General features: G+C 67.6%; 15 protein-coding genes. 4 read left to right on the top strand and 11 right to left on the bottom strand.

The window, feature by feature from the left end; genetic code table 11:
• Positions 1 to 399 precede the first annotated feature (399 nt).
• From DIE22_RS31840 to phnS, 7 genes are read right to left on the bottom strand one after another with little or no spacing between them, the layout of a single operon-like run.
• Complete coding sequence (locus DIE22_RS31840; RefSeq protein ID WP_124606912.1) at positions 400 to 951, bottom strand: phosphonate degradation HD-domain oxygenase; 552 nt, start codon at positions 949 to 951, stop codon at positions 400 to 402.
• Positions 952 to 955: 4 nt separating this feature from the next.
• Positions 956 to 2407 carry a phosphonoacetaldehyde dehydrogenase gene (gene phnY, locus DIE22_RS31845; RefSeq protein ID WP_409410206.1) on the bottom strand — a complete coding sequence of 484 codons (1452 nt, stop codon included), beginning with the start codon at positions 2405 to 2407 and terminating at the stop codon, positions 956 to 958.
• The gene (phnA, locus tag DIE22_RS31850; RefSeq protein WP_124606914.1) at positions 2407 to 3717 is read right to left on the bottom strand and encodes a phosphonoacetate hydrolase; all 1311 of its coding nucleotides are present in this window, start codon (positions 3715 to 3717) and stop codon (positions 2407 to 2409) included. Before phnA ends, phnY begins: the two co-directional genes overlap by 1 nt.
• The gene (gene phnV, locus DIE22_RS31855; protein ID WP_124497147.1) at positions 3714 to 4574 is read right to left on the bottom strand and encodes a 2-aminoethylphosphonate ABC transport system, membrane component PhnV; all 861 of its coding nucleotides are present in this window, start codon (positions 4572 to 4574) and stop codon (positions 3714 to 3716) included. Before phnV ends, phnA begins: the two co-directional genes overlap by 4 nt.
• Positions 4564 to 5484, bottom strand: a complete 921-nt coding sequence (locus tag DIE22_RS31860; protein WP_124606915.1) for a 2-aminoethylphosphonate ABC transporter permease subunit — start codon at positions 5482 to 5484, stop codon at positions 4564 to 4566. The genes phnV and DIE22_RS31860 overlap by 11 nt, the downstream gene beginning before the upstream one ends.
• Positions 5462 to 6565, bottom strand: a complete 1104-nt coding sequence (phnT, locus tag DIE22_RS31865) for a 2-aminoethylphosphonate ABC transport system ATP-binding subunit PhnT (RefSeq protein WP_185640737.1) — start codon at positions 6563 to 6565, stop codon at positions 5462 to 5464. The genes DIE22_RS31860 and phnT overlap by 23 nt, the downstream gene beginning before the upstream one ends.
• Positions 6566 to 6599: 34 nt before the next feature.
• Positions 6600 to 7691, bottom strand: coding sequence for a 2-aminoethylphosphonate ABC transporter substrate-binding protein (gene phnS / locus DIE22_RS31870; protein WP_124606917.1), 1092 nt, complete (start codon positions 7689 to 7691; stop codon positions 6600 to 6602).
• 254 nt (positions 7692 to 7945) lie between these two features.
• Between phnS and DIE22_RS31880 the strand changes: the two genes are divergently transcribed.
• Positions 7946 to 9055, top strand: coding sequence for a 2-aminoethylphosphonate--pyruvate transaminase (locus DIE22_RS31880; RefSeq protein ID WP_124606918.1), 1110 nt, complete (start codon positions 7946 to 7948; stop codon positions 9053 to 9055).
• Between the two features lie 102 nt (positions 9056 to 9157).
• Here DIE22_RS31880 and DIE22_RS31885 read toward each other — a convergent pair whose 3' ends face one another.
• The 3 genes from DIE22_RS31885 to aroQ are packed head-to-tail and all read right to left on the bottom strand — an operon-like array spanning position 9158 to position 11847.
• Complete coding sequence (locus DIE22_RS31885; RefSeq protein ID WP_124606919.1) at positions 9158 to 10501, bottom strand: MFS transporter; 1344 nt, start codon at positions 10499 to 10501, stop codon at positions 9158 to 9160.
• Between the two features lie 39 nt (positions 10502 to 10540).
• Positions 10541 to 11395, bottom strand: coding sequence for a shikimate dehydrogenase (locus DIE22_RS31890; RefSeq protein ID WP_124606920.1), 855 nt, complete (start codon positions 11393 to 11395; stop codon positions 10541 to 10543).
• Positions 11392 to 11847: a type II 3-dehydroquinate dehydratase gene (aroQ, locus tag DIE22_RS31895; protein ID WP_124497155.1), complete on the bottom strand. Its 456-nt coding sequence runs from the start codon at positions 11845 to 11847 to the stop codon at positions 11392 to 11394. The genes DIE22_RS31890 and aroQ overlap by 4 nt, the downstream gene beginning before the upstream one ends.
• Positions 11848 to 12104: 257 nt before the next feature.
• Between aroQ and DIE22_RS31900 the strand changes: the two genes are divergently transcribed.
• Both DIE22_RS31900 and DIE22_RS31905 read left to right on the top strand, forming a co-directional pair.
• Positions 12105 to 13997 carry a bifunctional sugar phosphate isomerase/epimerase/4-hydroxyphenylpyruvate dioxygenase family protein gene (locus DIE22_RS31900; protein ID WP_124606921.1) on the top strand — a complete coding sequence of 631 codons (1893 nt, stop codon included), beginning with the start codon at positions 12105 to 12107 and terminating at the stop codon, positions 13995 to 13997.
• A gap of 277 nt (positions 13998 to 14274) precedes the next feature.
• Positions 14275 to 14538, top strand: a complete 264-nt coding sequence (locus DIE22_RS31905) for a hypothetical protein (protein ID WP_124497157.1) — start codon at positions 14275 to 14277, stop codon at positions 14536 to 14538.
• A gap of 72 nt (positions 14539 to 14610) precedes the next feature.
• Here DIE22_RS31905 and DIE22_RS31910 read toward each other — a convergent pair whose 3' ends face one another.
• Positions 14611 to 15405 carry an AraC family transcriptional regulator gene (locus DIE22_RS31910; protein ID WP_124497158.1) on the bottom strand — a complete coding sequence of 265 codons (795 nt, stop codon included), beginning with the start codon at positions 15403 to 15405 and terminating at the stop codon, positions 14611 to 14613.
• 681 nt (positions 15406 to 16086) lie between these two features.
• Between DIE22_RS31910 and DIE22_RS31920 the strand changes: the two genes are divergently transcribed.
• Positions 16087 to 17223, top strand: a complete 1137-nt coding sequence (locus DIE22_RS31920; RefSeq protein ID WP_124497160.1) for a branched-chain amino acid ABC transporter substrate-binding protein — start codon at positions 16087 to 16089, stop codon at positions 17221 to 17223.
• The last annotated feature ends 51 nt before the right edge of the window (positions 17224 to 17274 follow it).

Raw genomic sequence — 17274 nt, forward strand, 5'->3', positions numbered from 1 at the left:
ACTTTCGCTATCTGATCCGAAGATCAGCTCGCGGCCATCAAGCGCCCACACTTATCGGCTGTTAATTTTTAAAGAGCGTTTCTGCGAGAAACCTGAAGTTTCTCAGCAGCGCTGCGTTTTCAGCAGCAGAGAAGGAAGATTATGAACCGTCTTTCTTGGCTCGTCAACAACTTTTTACACTGCTTCGTTGCGACGACCGGGGCTCAACTTCCAGTGCCGCCCGGGTCCCTACCGCCAACCCGACCGCACCGCTTCCCTCCCTCCCGCGCCGCGTTTCCGTTAGCGCGAAAGAGGCGTGATTCTATGCACCGTTTGCCGATCGCGCAAGGGGTTTCTCGAAAAAATTCAAGGCCTCGCACGCTACCGCGTGCGAGGCCTTGAATAGAGGTGGTCGAATCGTCAGGCCACCCGCACCTGGCGTGCCACTATCTCCATATAGTGATCGAGGTTCGGCGTCACCTTGCCCGCCTCCTTCGCCGTATCGTCCCAGCGGCGCAGACGCAGCGCATCCTCCGCGAACGGGCGCTGCAGGAACACCGCCGCTTCCTCTTCACTGAAGATGCCGCCCTGCAGCGCGAGACTGCGCACCGAATCGGGCGACAGGCTCTCGAAGTAGCCAGCGTCCGTCCGGCACAGGCAACGCTTCGCGTCGACGTGCAGCCGGACCGGTTCGAGCACCGCATCGGTCAACAACGGCCGCAGGAACGGCAGCACGTAATACTGATGCAGATCGTCGATCCCGCGTGCACTCGGCGTCTCGCCATGCCGATTCAGCAGATGCCCGAGGTCGTGCAGGAACGCCGCCGCGACCAGCGCCTCGTCCGCGCCCGCCTCCTCCGCCAGCAAGCCGCTCTGCAACGCGTGCTCCAGCTGCGTGACCGGTTCGCCGCTATAGGCGACATGGCCATGCTCGCGATACAGCCCGTGAATCTCTTCTACCGTCAGTGCCATCCGCCTACTCCCAAGGCAGCGAAAACGTCTTCAGGTTCGTGAAGCTCTTCATCGCCTCCTGCACGCCTTCCTTATAGCCGAGCCCCGAATCCTTGATCCCGCCGAACGGAGACAGCTCGATCCGGTATCCGGGCACCTCCCAGACATTCACCGTCCCGACGTTCAACTCGTTCACGAACCGCACGACCGCGGCCGTACTGTCCGTACACACGCCGGACGACAGCCCGAATGCCGTGCCGTTGCTGATCCGGATCGCGTCGTCGATCGTGTCGAACGTAATGACGGGCGATACGGGGCCGAAGGTCTCCTCGCGCACGATCGTCATCGAAGGATCGACGTTGTCGAGCACGGTCGGCGAATAGAGCGCACCGCGCCGCACGTTGCCGGTCAGCAGGCGCGCGCCCTGCGCGACGGCCTCGTCGACCCGCGCCTCGAACAGCCGCGCCGCCGCGGCGTCGATCACCGTGCCCATTTCATTCGCCGGATCGAACGGATCGCCGTACTTCCATGCGCGCGTCTTCTCGACGAGCAGCTCGGTGAACGCCGGCGCGACCGCGCGCTGTACCAGGATCCGCTTGACGGCCGTGCAACGCTGCCCCGAATTCCGGTACGACCCGAGCACGGCCAGCGACGCGGCACGTTCCAGATCGGCATCGTCGAGCACGATCAGCGGATCGTTGCCGCCCAGCTCCAGCACGATGCGCCGGTAGCCGGCCCGCGCGGCGATCGCCTTGCCGATCGACACGCCGCCCGTAAAGGTAATCAGCGATGCATGCGGATGCGTGACGAGTTCGTCCGCGATCTCGCGCGGGTCGCCGGTCAGCACCTGCAGCATCGGCTCGGGCAGGCCGGCCTCGTAGAGCAGGTCCGCCAGATAGAACGCCGACAGCGGCACCTTCTCCGACGGCTTCACGATCACGCGGTTGTTGGTCGCGATCGCCGGCGCGATCTTGTGCGCGACCTGGTTCATCGGGTGATTGAACGGCGTGATCGCGACGATCATGCCGTCGAGCGGCTGCCGCTGCGAGAACACACGTCGCGCCTTGCCGTGGGGTGTCAGGTCGCACGAGAAGCTCTGCGCGTCGTCGCGCAACGCCTCGACCGACGCGAACTTCAGCACGTCGGCGACGCGGCCGATCTCGTAGCGGGAATCCTGTTTCGACAATCCCGATTCGAGCGTGATCAGGTCGGACGCTTCCTCCGTACGCTCGCGCAGCAGCGCGGCCGCACGCTCGAGGATCTGCGAACGCTCGTAACGCGTGAGCGCCGGCCGGTACGCCATCGCATATTCGAACGCGGCGCGCACGTCGTCGACGCTCGCCAGCGGCGCCGTACCGACACGCGTGCCGGTGTACGGATCGGTGACGTCGAACACTCGGTCGCGCGTCGCACGCGTGCCGCACCAGCGCAGCGCCTCGGCGCGAAACGCGGGGTGATCCTGTCGGGGATGAGCCATCACGACGCAATCCGGTTCAGCACGAAATCGAAAACGTCGAAGTTGCGCGGACGACGTGCAGGGTCGTCCCGCTCGATCCGGCGGTTGAACAGCAACGGCACTTCCTGCTCGGACACGCCGCCGTGCGAGCGCAGCGGCACGGTCAGGCCGGACAGGTCGTGTTCGCGCTCGCGCGTGCCGAGCGTCATGTCGCGCCGCGCGATCACGACGAGATCGCCGATCCGGTCGGCAGGCAGCTCGAAGCGCGCGGCAGCTTCCGCGTTGTCGAGCACGAGCTCGACGCCGTCGATCCCGCCGATGCGCCACATCGCATCGGTCCGGTCGACACGCGGCGCCAGATACACGGTCGCGAACGAGCCGAGCGCGCCGTGGTGCACGACGTACGGATCGGTGATCGGCAGGATCACGCGCGCGGCCCGCGCACCGAACCAGCCGTCGAACGCATCCTGCAGATAGATCACGTTCGGGCGGCCCGTTGCCGGATCGTGCTTCGCGTTCATCCCGTGGTCGGCCGTGAGCCCGATCGCCCAGCCGAGCGCATCGAGCTGCGCGAGGTAGCCGTCCATCATCGCGTAGAACGCGTTCGCGCCCGCACTGCCCGGCTCGCACTTGTGCTGCACGTAGTCGGTGGTCGACAGGTACATCAGATCGATCTGACGCGTCTGCGCGAGCCGCACGCCGGCCGCGAACACGAATTCGGACAGCGCCGCGCTATAGACATCGGGCGACGGCAGGCCGACCCAGTCGAGCACGTCGACGATGCCGTTTTCCGCAAGATTCGCCTGTGCGGCCTTCTCGGCGGAAAAACAGACGCCGTGCATCTGCCAGCCGAGCAGCCGGCGCAGCTTGTCCTTCGCCGTGACGACAGCCACCCGCGCGCCGGCGTCGGACGCCGCCGCGAGCAACGTGCCGGCCCGCAGGTATGCCGGGTCGTTCATCATCACTTCGGCGCCACGACCGCCGTCGGCGGCTGGATCCCAGAAGTAGTTGCCGCAGATCCCGTGGACCGACGGCGGCACGCCGCAGACGATCGACAGGTTGTTCGGGTTGGTGAAGGTCGGCACGACGCAGTCGGCGCGCCATGCCGTGCCCTCCGCGATCATCCGGCCGATGAACGGCGCGACGCCCGCCTCCACCGCACGCTCGAGATAGTCGTACTCGCAGCCGTCGACGCAGACGACGACAGTCGGTTCGACCGGCAGCCGGTAGCGCCGGCCGTTCACGTCGACGCAACGTCCCGCGAGATCCGTCGATACCTTGCCCACGGCCGGTTGCTCGCCGGGCAGCCGCAACGCGAACGCGGCGTTCATGATGCGGCCCGCGTGCCGCGCGGCACGCGCGCGGCGATCAGCAGCAGCGCCGCGAGCGACGCGCCGAGCATCAGCAGCGACAGCGCCGACGCAGGCAGGTAGTAGCCGCGCTCCACCTGTCCGATCACGACGATCGGCACGGTCGCGAAACCCGGCGGATAGACGGTCAGCGTCGCGCCGAGCTCGCCGAGCGACAGCGCGAAGCCGAGCGCGAGGCTCGCACGCAGCGCCGGCACGAGCTGCGGCAGCAGCACGCGGCGCAGCACCATCGCGGGCGGCGCGCCCAGGCTCGCCGCCGCTTCGCGCAGCACGGTCAGCTCCGGGCGCAGCGCGGCGGCCGCGCAGCGATAGCAGAACGGCAAAATCAGCGCGAGCTGCACGAGCACGACGATCGCCGCGGAGCTCGACAGGTCGAGCGGCTTCTGGTGATACGCGATCAGCACCGCGAGCCCGAGCACGACGCTCGGCACGCCGTTCGGCACCATCACGAGCGCGTCGACCACCGCACCCAGGCCGCGTCGGTCGCGCCCTTCGAGCGCGAGTGCGAGCCACAGCCCGAGGATCGTGCCGATCGCCGACACGCCGAAGCCGATTTCGAGGCTGGTCAGCAGCGCGTCGTATTCCGGCGACCCGAGCCGCTCGAACCAGCGCAGGCTGTAGCCGGCTGGCAAAATCGTACCCGACCACTGCGTCGACACGCTCGACAACGCGACGACGACCACCGGCAGCACGAACAGCCAGAAGCAGGCGAACGCGGCCAGCGCGAGCGCCGCGCGCGATGCATGCTTGAGCAGCGTGTCGCCCCAGCCGATCCGATGGCGCGGCACGGCTTGCCCGATACGGAATTCAGCGGACATCGTTCCCTCCCGTCGCACGCCGGTTCACCCGGCGATAAACCGCGTAAAGCGCCAGCGACAGCGCGAGCATCACGACCGCGCCGGCCGACGCGGTCGGCAGGTCGAGGTCGACGGTCGCGCTGCTGTAGATCGCGACCGGCAGCGTCACGAGCCGCGCACTGCCGAGCACGAGCAGGATCCCGAACTCGTTCAGCGTCAGCAGGAAACACAGCACGGTGCCGGCGGCGATGCCCGGCCACGCGATCGGCAGCACGACGCGGCGCGCGAGCATCCAGCCGGACGCGCCGAGACTGCGCGCCGCTTCGATCAGGCGCAGGTCGAGCGTCGCGAACGAAGCGAGCGTCGGCCGCACGACGAACGGCGTGTAGAACACGGTCTGCGCGAGAATCACGCCGCCGATGCCGAACAAAAAGTCGAGCGGCGGGTTCTCGAGATGGAACAGGTGCTGCAGCGCGATGCTGATCGAGCCTTGCGAGCCGTACAGGAAGATCAGCGTGAACGCCACGAGGAACGACGGGAACGCGACGTACAGTTCCAGGAAGCGCGTGACGAGCGACGCGCCCGGGAACGGCTTGAAGAACAGCAGCGCGGCCAGCAGCACGCCGAGCACCGATGCGGTGCCGGCGCTCGCGAACAGCACGCCGACCGTCGTCAGCAGCACGCCGCGCGTATCGGGGTTGCCGAAGAACGTCCGGTACGCGGCGAAGCTCAGCCCGTGATCGCCGGACACGCTCAGCAGCACGAGCCGCACCAGCGGATAGACGACGAGCGGGCCCAGCACGACGATCGCGAGCGCCGCGAGGTGCAGGTCGCCCATGCGCTTGCGGCGCCGCGCGGCGGCGGCATGCGCGGCGGCCGACGCGAGCACGTGCGGCGGCAGGCCGGCTTCAGGGCTCGATAAGGACGACATCGTCTGCCTCGCAATGCAGGGACACGCGCGCACCGCGCTCGGGAGCCGCGCCGCGGCCGCGCTGCATCGTGACGCGCACGGGTTCGTCGGGCGCCGCGTCGATCACGACCGCGATCGACAGGTCCGCACCCTGCCATTCGACGGACGACACCGTGCCGTGCAGGCCGCCCGCCGCGAGCGGCATCACGGTCAGGCGCTCGGGGCGCACGCACGCGACCTTGCCGCGCACGTCGTGGCGCGGATCGCCGAGCGGGAAGATCACGTGCGGCGGCAGCAGGTTGGCCGGGCCGAGATAGCGCGCGACGTAGCCGTCCTGCGGCGCGTCGTACAGCTGTTGGGGCGTGCCGAGCTGCGCGATGCGGCCATCGCGCATCAGCAGCGCGCGGTCGGACAGCACGAGCGCGTCGTCGCGGTCGTGCGTCACGCAGACGACGGTCAGGTTCGGCAGGCGCTCGTGCAGCGCCTTCAGTTCGCTGCGCACCGAGGCGCGCAGGTTGGCATCGAGCGCCGACAGCGGCTCGTCGAGCAGCAGCACGTCCGGCTCGATCACGAGCGCGCGTGCCAGCGCGACGCGCTGCTGCATCCCGCCCGACAACTGCGCGGGCAGGTGATGACCGGCATCGCCGAGCTGCACGAGCTTCAGCGCGTCGGCGACGCGGCGCGTCACTTCCGACGAGGCCATCCGGCGGGCGCGCAGCCCGAATGCGACGTTCTCGAACACCGACAGGTGCGGGAACAGCGCGTAATTCTGGAACAACAGACCGAGATTGCGCTTGTGCGGCGGCGCATGGGTCAGGTCGCGCCCGGCCACGGTCAGCGTGCCGGTCAGGCCATCGGCCTTCACGAACCCGGCGATGAAGCGCAACAGCGTGGTCTTGCCGCAGCCGCTCTTGCCGAGCACGGTCAGAAATTCACCGGCGCCGATCGACAGCGACAGATCTTCCAGCACCGTGCGCGCGCCGTAGCGCACGCTCAGATGCTCGATCCGCACGCCGCCCGGCGCGCCGGACCGCAGCGTCGCATGCGGCTCGGCGGCGCCGAATGCGCCGGGATGGGTCAGGGCGGTTTCCACCGGGTTCATCCTCTTGCTCACGAATACAGGTGACGTGCGCCGATCACTTCGGCTTGACGACGTCGAGCTGCTTGCCCGAGCTGCCGATCACGTCCTTCTTCCAGCGCTCGAGCCACACCGGCTTCTTCGCCATCACCTGGGTCCAGTCGACCGGGATCAGCTTCACGCCCGCGATCGCCTTCTTGACCGCTTCGCCGTTCTTGCCGGCCAGCGGCACGTCCGTGCGGCCCGGGATGCCGTACATGTCCGGCACCTTCGACTGCACGTCCGTCGACATCAGGTAGTCGATCAGCTTCTTGCCGGCGTCCTGGTTCGGGCCGCTCTTGATCAGGCCGATGCCGTACGGCAGCTGGAACGTGGTCGGCTGGTCGCCTTCCTTCGCCGCGAGGAAGATCGGCTTGACGGACAGCGCGCCGTGCTCGGCGTCGTCGAGGTCCATCTGCAGGTCGCCGTTCGCGACGCTGATCTCGTTACGCGACAGCAGCACGTTCAGGTAGCCCGTGCCCTTCGTGTGGAACTTCACGCTCTGCGACAGCTTCGCGAGATAGTCGAACGCCTTGTCCTCGCCCATCAGCGACGTGGTCAGGATCAGCACGGCCATCCCGTCGCCGGCGGTCGCCGGGTTCGAGTACGCAACCTTGCCGGCATAGCTGGGGGACAGCAGGTCGGCGAACGTCTTCGGCTGGTTCTTCACGACGTCCGGGTTGATCGCGAACGAGAAGTAGTTGTTCACGAACGTCGCCCACGTACCGTCTTCCGCCTTCGCGATCGCCGGCACGTTCTTGTAGTTGACGCTCTGGTACGGCTGCAGCAGGCCCATCTGACCGGCTTGCTGGATGAACGGCGGCAGCGTGACGATCACGTCCGCCTTCGGCGAATTCTTCTCGATGTTCGCGCGGTTGACCACCTCGCCGCTGCCCGCCGTCACGATGTTGACCTTGACCCCTTCCTTCTTCTCGAAGGCCGGCAGCACATCGCGATAGAGGTTCTCGAGACCGTCCGCCGTATACAGCACGACCGCGTTTGCCGCATGCGCCGGCATCGCGGCACCTTGCAGCAGACCGGCGGCGCAGGCGGCCAGCGCGAGCTTGCGGAACGCGCCGGCAGCGGCGCGCGAGGAATTCTGCAGTGTCATCTCACTTCTCCGTAGACGGAACACCAGGCGGCCGGGGCACGATCCGGCTCGTTTCAGTCGGACAGACCGACAACCGGCCTGCCTCGCTGCCGCGCTGCAGGTGGTTTCGCGCGGCAACCGAAGGATCACAGCGTTCGATGACAACCCCGTGACGAGCACCACAATTTCCACAAAATGACACATTTTGCCAATATCATGCAAGCCACTCAGACATGCCGCCTCGGCGTTTCGCCCAACCTTTGCTGGAGAAAACCATGCCCGACCCCATTCTGCTCACGCCCGGCCCGCTCACCACGTCCGCCACAACACGCCACGCAATGCAACATGACTGGGGCTCGTGGGACACTGCTTTCAACCAATTGACGGCGAGCGCCTGCGCGGATCTCGTCGCGATCGCGCGCGGCGGCGACGAGTACGTGTGCGTGCCGATGCAGGGCAGCGGCACGTTTTCGGTCGAGGCCGCGCTCGGCACGCTGGTGCCGCGCGACGGCGTCGTGCTGGTGCCGGACAACGGCGCGTATTGCGCGCGCATCCTGAAGATTCTCGGCCGGCTCGGCATCGAAGCGATCGCGCTGCCGTTCGGCGAGGACGCAGCGGTCGAACCGGCGGCGGTCGAAGCCGCGTTCGCGCGCGAACCGCGCATCACGCATGTCGCGCTGGTGCACCTGGAAACGAGCGCCGGCATCCTGAATCCGCTCGATGCGATCGCGGCTGCGTGCCGACGGCACGGCAAGCGGCTGATCGTCGACGCGATGAGTTCGTTCGGCGCCTTGCCGATCGCGCTGGCGGACAGCGGGATCGACGCGCTGATCTCGGCGAGCGGCAAATGCCTGGAAGGTGTGCCGGGGATGGGATTCGCGATCGTGCGGCGCGACGCGCTCGACGCGTGCGAAGGCAACTCGCCGTCGCTCGCGCTCGACCTGCACGATCAGTACGCGTACCTGCGCAAGACGGGCCAGTGGCGCTTCACGCCGCCGACGCACGTGATCGCCGCGCTGCGCGCCGCGCTCGACCAGTACCTGGCCGAAGGCGGCCAGCCCGCGCGCGGTGCGCGCTATGCGGAGAACTGCCGGTCGCTGCTCGAATCGATGCGCGCGCTCGGCTTCGCGCCGTTCCTCGACGCCGGCGTGCAGGCGCCCGTGATCGTCACGTTCCATGCGCCCGACCATCCGGCCTACGATTTCCGCCGTTTTTATGACGCGGTGCGCGACGCGGGCTTCATCCTGTATCCGGGCAAGCTGACGCAGCTCGAGACGTTCCGCGTCGGCTGCATCGGCGCGATCGATGCCGGCGACATCCGGCGCGCGGTCGCGGCGATCGCGCAGGCGCTCGAATCGCTCGGGATCGCCATGCAGCGCGCGTGAGCGCTGATGCACGAACCGGCCCGCAATCCGGCGGCAGAAACAAAAAAGCCCGGCGGCTCGAGGCCGCCGGGCGAATGCACCGAACGTGCGTGGAGCCGGTACTTACAGCTCGATCCGCTTGATGTCGCCGACGACGAAGATGTACGACAGCGCGCCGATCAGCGCGATCACGCCGATGAACACGAGTGCGCCGACGAACGACCCGGTCGATGCGACGATGAAGCCGACGACGAGCGGCGTGACGATCCCCGCGAGGTTCGCCGCGAAGTTGAAGATGCCGCCCGTCACGCCGAGCAGGCCGTCCGGCGCGATGTCGGACACGAGCGTCCAGCCGAGCGCGGCCATCCCCTGCGCGAAGAACGCGACCGACATGATCGCGATCACGGCTTCGTTGCTCTTCACGTAGTTCGCGAGAATGATCGTCGACGCGAGCAGCAGGCCCGCGATGATCGGCAGCTTGCGCGCGAGGTTCGCGGACTTGCCGCGACGCAGCAGCCAGTCGGAGAAGATCCCGCCGAACATCACGCCGACCGACGCGGCGATGAACGGCATCACCGCGAAGAAGCCGATCTTCAGCCAGCCCATGTGGCGCTCGGTGGCGAGGTAGGTCGGGAACCAGGTCAGGAAGAACACGAGCGTCGAGTTGCCGGCGAACTGACCGAGGCAGATGCCCGCGAGCTGGCGCTTCTTCAGCAGCCGGCCGGCCATCGCCCAGCTGAACTTCGCCTGCGCGGCCTTGCCGCCCTTGTCGCCGTCCTTGCGCGCGCCGTGCACGAGCCCGCCGCCGGCCTCGATGTAGGCCAGTTCCTCCGCGTTCGCGCTCGGATGGTTGCGCGGCTCGTGGTAGAACTTCCACCAGACCAGACCGAATACGATCCCGACCGCCCCGACGACCCAGAACAGCGAGCGCCAGCCGAACGCACCCATCAGCGCGAACAGCACGGGGCTGAAGAACGCGAGGCCGATGTACTCGCCGACGGTGTAGGTGCCGGTTGCCATCGCGCGTTCGTTCTGCGGGAACCACGTCGCGACGACGCGGCTGTTGGTCGGAAAACACGGTGCTTCCGTCACGCCGAGACCGAGCCGGCATGCGAGCAGCGTCCCGACGCCGGGCACGAAGCCCTGCAGGAGCGTGCACAGCGACCACAGCGTCATCGACCAGTAATAGGTGATCTTGCTGCCGAAGCGATCCAGAAACAGACCGCCCGGCACCTGCATCGCGACGTACGTCCACGAAAACGCGGAGAACATGATGCCCATCACGGCCGCGTTGATGCCGAGCTCCTTGGTGAGCTGCGGCGCAGCCACTCCCAGCACGGTACGGTCGAGATAGTTGATCATCGTGCCGATCGCGAGCAGCGCGAGAATCTTGTAGCGCGCCGACGTACGCCGGACCGCGCCGGCCGCCTGCGCGGGCGCGGCGTTGGTGTGGGTAGTGTGCTGCATGGTCGTCTCCTGGTCTCTTTTTCCAGCTAGTAGGTAGGGTCAGCGCGCGACGAGCGACTGAAAGTGCTCGAACATCCGCTCGTCGTCCGGCGTGCGTCCGGTGAAGATTTCGAATGCGTCCACGGCCTGGTACACGGCCATTCCGCCCCCCGGCAGCGTCGCGCAGCCGGCCGCGCGCGCCGCGCGGATCAGTTCGGTTTCGAGCGGGAAATACACGATGTCGGCAACCCACATCCCCGCGTGAAGCAGTTCGGCCGGCAGCGGCAAGCCCGGGTGCTTGGCCATGCCGGTCGGCGTGGCATGGATGAGGCCCGTCGCGGCGCGCATCGCGGCCGCGAGATCGCTGCCCGGCGTGACCCGGGCGGCCGGGAAGCGCTGCTGCAGGTCGCCGGCGAGCCCGGCGGCACGCGTGCCGTCGACGTCGAAAATCACCAGTTCGGCGGCACCCATCTGCAGCGCCGCATGCGCGACGGCCGCGCCCGCGCCGCCCGCGCCAAGCTGGACGACACGCTCGAGCGACGCGTCGGGCAGCCCGCGGCGGAACGACTTCGCGAAACCCGACCAGTCGGTGTTGTGGCCGATTCGCTTGCCGTCCTTGAACAGCACGGTATTCACCGCGCCGAGCGCGCGCGCGTCGTCCGACAGCGCGTCGAGGTGCTCGATCACGCGCTGCTTGCACGGATGCGTGATGTTGAGCCCGTTGTAGCCCATCCGCTGCGCGGCCTCGAGCAGCTGCGGCAGCGCGTCGACGGTCAGGCCGAGCGCGTCGAGATCGATGCGCCGGTACACGTAGCTGAACCCCTGGCGGAATCCTTCTTCCTCATGCATCGCGGGAGACAGCGAACCGCCGATGCCCTGGCCGATCAGGCCGATCAGAAAAGACGGGCGGCTCATCGGGCGGCTCCCTGGGCAAAAAGGGTCGACAGGCGCTGCAGCGCGAATACGTAGCCTTCGGTGCCGCAGCCGCAGATCACGGCTTCGGCCACCGCCGACACGTACGAGTGGTGACGGAATGCCTCGCGGCGGTGCACGTTGGAGATATGCACCTCGATCACGGGTTTCGCGATCGCGGAAAGCGCATCGGCCAGCGCGACCGACGTGTGCGTATAGGCGGCCGGGTTGATCACGATGCCGTGCGTGTCGTGACGCGCGGCATGCAGCCAGTCGATCAACTGGTGCTCGGCGTTCGACTGGCGGAAGTCGATCTCCAGCCCGAGCCCGTCGGCCGCCGTGCGGCAACGCTGCTCGACGTCGGCGAGGGTTTCCGCGCCGTAGATATGGGGCTCGCGGGTCCCCAGCAGATTCAGGTTCGGGCCGTTCAGCACCAGCACCTTGTACTTGCTCATGTCGGTTTTGCTCCAGAAACGGGGGCGAATCGCTAGCCGACTTCGGCCCCTGACGTCAAGAATTGGCGCTAGTGTGCGCTTGCGCAAGCGCAATGTCTTTTCGGGTTTTCGCTAATTTGTACCATCTAGTTAGTTTGTATAATTCACCTCACTTCCCTAGTAAATTCGGGATATGGCGTTCGCCGAGAATTCAACGACTGGTTCATTCCGGCCCGATTCGGCCGACGCCACACCCCGCTCATCCGCAGGATTCGCCCATGCAGCGCTCGATCGCCACCGTGTCACTGTCCGGCACCCTCGCCGAGAAGCTCGCCGCCATCCAGGCCGCCGGCTTCGACGGTGTCGAAATCTTCGAGAACGACCTCGTCTACTTCGACGGATCGCCCGCCGACGTGCGGCGCATGGCCGCCGATCTCGGCCTCGACATCGTGCTGTTCCAGCCGTTTCGCGACTTCGAGGGTGTGAGCCCGGCCCAGCTCGCCCGCAATCTCGACCGCATCCGCCGCAAGTTCGACGTGATGCACGCGCTCGGCACCGACCGCATCCTGGTGTGCAGCAACGTGTCGCCGGACACGATCGCGGACGACGCGCTGCTGGTCGACCAGCTCGGCGCGCTCGCCGAAGCCGCGCGGCAGGCCGGCGTGGTCGCCGCGTACGAGGCGCTCGCGTGGGGCCGCGTCGTGAACCGGTACAGCCACGCATGGCGGCTCGTGAACGCGGTGAACAGCCCGCACCTCGGCCTCGCGCTCGACAGCTTCCACACGCTGTCGCTCGACGATTCGCCGGACGCGATCGCCGACATCCCCGGCGACCGGATCGCGTTCGTGCAGATCGCGGATGCGCCGAAGCTCGCGATGGACGTGCTCGAATGGAGCCGCCACTACCGCTCGTTCCCCGGCCAGGGCGACTTCGATCTCGCGCGCTTCACGGCCCGCGTGATCGAGTCCGGCTACAAGGGGCCGTTGTCGCTCGAGATCTTCAACGACGGCTTCCGCGCCGCGCCGACCGCGATCACGGCCGCCGACGGCCACCGCTCGCTGCTCTATCTGGAAGAACTGACACGCGCCCGGCTCGCGCAGGACGGCCGCACGCCGGCCGCCGACCAGCCGCTGTTCGCGCCGCCGGCGCCGCCCGCGCACGTCGGGTTCCAGTTCATCGAATTCGCGGTCGACGCGCAGGCGGCGGCCACCGTCGGCGAATGGCTCGGCCGGATGCGGTTCCGGCTCGCGGGCCGTCACCGGTCAAAGGACGTGACGCTGTTTCAGCACGGCGCCGCGTCGATCGTGCTGAACGCCGAGCGCGATTCGTTCGCCGACGCGTTCTTCCAGCAGCACGGGTTGTCGCTGTGTGCGTCCGCGTTCCGCGTCGACGACGCGAAGGTGGCATTCGAACGCGCGGCCGGCTTCGGCTACGCGCCGTTTTCCGGGCGCGTCGGCCCGAACGAACGCGTGCTGCCGAGCGTGCAGGCGCCGGACGGCAGCCTCGAATATTTCGTCGACGAGGCGCCGAACGCGCCGACGCTGTACGAATCGGATTTCGTGCTGACCGACATCGACGGCCCGAGCGAGGTCGGCCCGCTGACGGGCATCGACCACGTCTGCCTCGCGCTGCCGGCCGACGCGCTCGATACGTGGATCCTGTTCTTCAAGACCGCCTTCGGCTTCGAGGCCGAGCGCAGCTGGCTCGTGCCCGATCCGTACGGCCTGATGCGCAGCCGTGCGGTGCGCAGCGCGGACGGCTCGGTGCGGATCGCGCTGAATGCGTCGGTCGACCGCCATACCGCCGTTGCCGAATCGCTCGACCGCTATCACGGCACGGGGCTGAACCACGTCGCGCTCCGGACCGACGACATCGTGAAGACGGTCGCCGCGTTCGCGGCCGACGGCGTGCCGTTCCTGCGGATCCCGCCGAACTACTACGACGATCTCGCCGCACGCTACGCGCTGCCGGACGAGCTGATCGACACGCTGAGCGCCCACCATCTGCTGTACGACCGCGACGAACACGGCGGCGAATTCCTGCATGCGTATACGGAGCTGGTCGACAACCGCTTCTCGCTCGAGATCGTCGAGCGGCGCGGCGGCTACGACGGCTACGGCGCGACGAACGCGGCCGTGCGGCTCGCCGCGCAGGCGCAGCGCAGGAAATAAGGGCGCAACGGGATTCCGTTTCGGGGTCGGATTGACTGAGAGAACGCGCGGCGTGCGCCGCGCGGCCCCACCATCGTGGGAAATACCGCGGCGGCGCCCCGCCTGGCAAGGCTGGCCGCCTGCTACCCGAAACGGCCGACCGGCCGGGGTTACATCCGGTAATGCTTGCCGCACCGCACCATCCGCGCCGCCGCCGCGGTTTTAAGAATCGCTTAAGTCTTCCTCGGCACCATCCGCATCCAGTAACCCGATGGATATCCCGAAAAGGAGGACAGCGATGAGCGCCGTAGATGCACCCGCGGGCCGCCCGGCCGCCCCCCCTGAGAAGAAGACGATGCTGCGCCGTTTGCTCAGCCATCACGAAATCGCGACGCTGCTCGTGCTGCTGCACGCACCGATCGGCGCGAATGCCAAGGCCGAATTGCCGGCGCTGCAGGAAGCCGGCCTCGTCGAGATGGTCAAGCTCGACACCGACACGGCACCGAGCTTCCGGTTGACCGAAGACGGCACGGCCGTCCTGAAAGGGCTCGGCTACCGCTGAGCCGACGCTGTCCCGTTTCCCGTTCCCGCCCCCACGATCATTCCGATCCGCCGGCCCGGCCGGCGCGTCATTTCACCCTGCCCGGTCCTGCAGCATCAGCCGGTATTCGGTCGGCGTCACGCCGACCGTCGCCTTGAACTGGCGCGTAAACGCGCTGTGATCCGTATACCCGCATAGCGCCGCGACGTCCGTCACCTTGTCGTGCGTGACGAGCAGCGCCGTGGCCGCGTCGAGCCGCGTTTTCAGCAGCACCTGGCGCGGCGTCAGGTGAAACACCTTGTGGAAATAGCGTTCGAGCTGCGCGACCGACATCCCGGCCATCTGCGCGAGCTGCTTCAGGTTCAGCGGCTGCACGTAGTGATCCTGGATGTGCTGCACTACGTCGGCGAGCCTGCTGTAGGCCGGATGCGAACCCTCGTGCGCCTTCAGGTCGCGCGAGATGCCCGCGAGGCCGACCACCTTGCCGGCCGCGTCGCGCAGCGGCTCCTTGCAGGTCAGGCACCAGCCCGGCTGGCGGCCCGGATACAGATGCAGCTCGAGCTGGTCCATCAGCTGCTGGCCGGCGTTGATCGTCGCCATGTCCTGCTCGAAATAGGTGCGGCCGAAGCGGCGCGGAAACACTTCGTCGGTCGTCTTGCCGAGCAGGTCGCGCTTGTCCTTGTAGCCGCAGCGCATCGCCAGCGTGCGGTTGACGAGCGCGTAGCGGCCGTTCGCGTCCTTCACGAAGAACGCGACGTCGGGCAGCGCGTCGAACACCGGCTCGAGCAGGCGGAAGTGCGCGAGCATTGCACCGAGATCGGCGTTGTCGGGCTGGTAGCGCAACGTATCGGACAGGCTCATGGGCGGTGCGGCAAGGAAGGTCGTCATCCCGGCGTCTGCGAAGGGAGTGGCTGATGGCGTCGATTATAGGAGCGCGCTTGCGAGCGCGTCGCGGCGATCGACGGGCGGACGATCTCGGGCAAGCGGTCCGATAGCGCGGCGAACGGCGGTGCGTGCAACGCGCCGCCGTTCGACGGCGATCGGGCGGCCGCAGGCGATGGCGCGCGGCACGCCGCGCGGTTGTGCGCGCAACCACCGAGTCGCTCGCGTGCCGGGCGGCGACGATTCCGCATCGGCCCGCTGCATGTCGCCGCGCATCTGTCCGCGATGCCCGCGATGCCCGCGTCCAACCAACGGCGCCGGGACAACGCACGCCCGAACCCGCCATCCTAGAAATGCCGGCGTGTCGCGTCTTGGCGCGATTACGCACTCGGCATGACGATTTCAGCATATATCAGGGTTATCGACGATATGCCGATATCGTCGCCGGCCGCGCACCGAACGCGCAAGACGGGCGCTTTTTTGCTACCTAGACTTTGCTCAACGGTCACGAGACGACATCCCGCCGCAGCCGCGCACGCCGATTCCGGCACAACCCGCGCGGCGCGCGGCGCGCGGCGCGCCCGCACCGCCCTCGCATCGGTGCGCAAACCGATACGTCTCGCCCGGTTTACCGCACCGGCCCGCTGGCCGGCGGCGGCCCAACCATGCCATCAAGGGGAAGTGAAAGTGAAGCTGAAGGTATCGCACGTCGCGCTGGCTGCTGCCTGCGCACTGTCGGGCGCACACGCCATCGCCGCCGACGTCGTCAAGATCGGTTTCGCCGCACCGCTGACGGGGCCGCAGTCGAACTACGGCACGGACATGCAGAAGGGCGTGCAGCTCGCGATCGCCGATTTCAACGCGACGCATCCGACGATCGGCGGCAAGCCGGTCACGTTCCAGCTCGACTCGCAGGACGACCAGGCCGACCCGCGCACCGGCACGACCGTCGCGCAGCGGCTGATCGACGACAACGTCCGCGGGATCATCGGACACTTCAACTCGGGCACGAGCATTCCGGCGTCCGACCTGTACGATCGCGCGGGGCTGCCGCAGATCTCGATGGCGACGTCGCCGCAATACACGGCACGCGGCTACAAGACGACCTACCGGCTGCTGACGAGCGACGCGCAGGCCGGCCGCATCGTCGGCGCGTATGCGGTGAAGACGCTGCACTTCAAGCGCATCGCGATCATCGACGACCGCACGGCCTATGGCCAGGGCATCGCCGACGAATTCGCGAAGGCCGTGCAGGCCGCGGGCGGCACGATCGTCAAGCGCGACTTCACGAACGACAAGGCGCTCGACTTCTCCGCGATCCTGACCAACCTGAAGGGCATCAACCCGGACGCGATCTTCTACGGCGGCGGCGACGCGCAGTCTTCGCCGATGATCCGCAAGATGCGCCAGCTCGGGATGAAGTCGGCATTCGTGACCGGCGAGATGTCGCGCTCGCCGACGTTCCTGAAGGTCGGCGGCGAAGCGGCCGAAGGCGCGATCGTCTACATGGGCGGGCTGCCGAAGGAAAAGATGCCCGGCTTCGCCGGCTACGCATCGCGCTACAAGGCACGCTTCAGCGAAGACGTGATCACCTACTCGCCCTACTCGTACGACGGCACGATCGCACTGCTCACCGCGATGAAGGACGCGAACTCGACCGACCCGAAGGTCTATACGCCGTATCTCGGCAAGGTGTCGATCAAGGGCGTGTCGGCGCCGAGCATCGCGTACGACGCGAAAGGCGACCTGAAGGATGCGCCGGTGACGATCTACAAGGTCGAACGCGGCGCGTTCAAGCCGGTCGACACGATCGCCGGCAACTGATCGCCTGGACCCTTGTGACGCGCGGCGCGGCAAGCGGCTCACCCGCCTGCC

This window comes from Burkholderia sp. Bp9142, from assembly GCF_003853415.1.
Classification (GTDB): domain Bacteria; phylum Pseudomonadota; class Gammaproteobacteria; order Burkholderiales; family Burkholderiaceae; genus Burkholderia.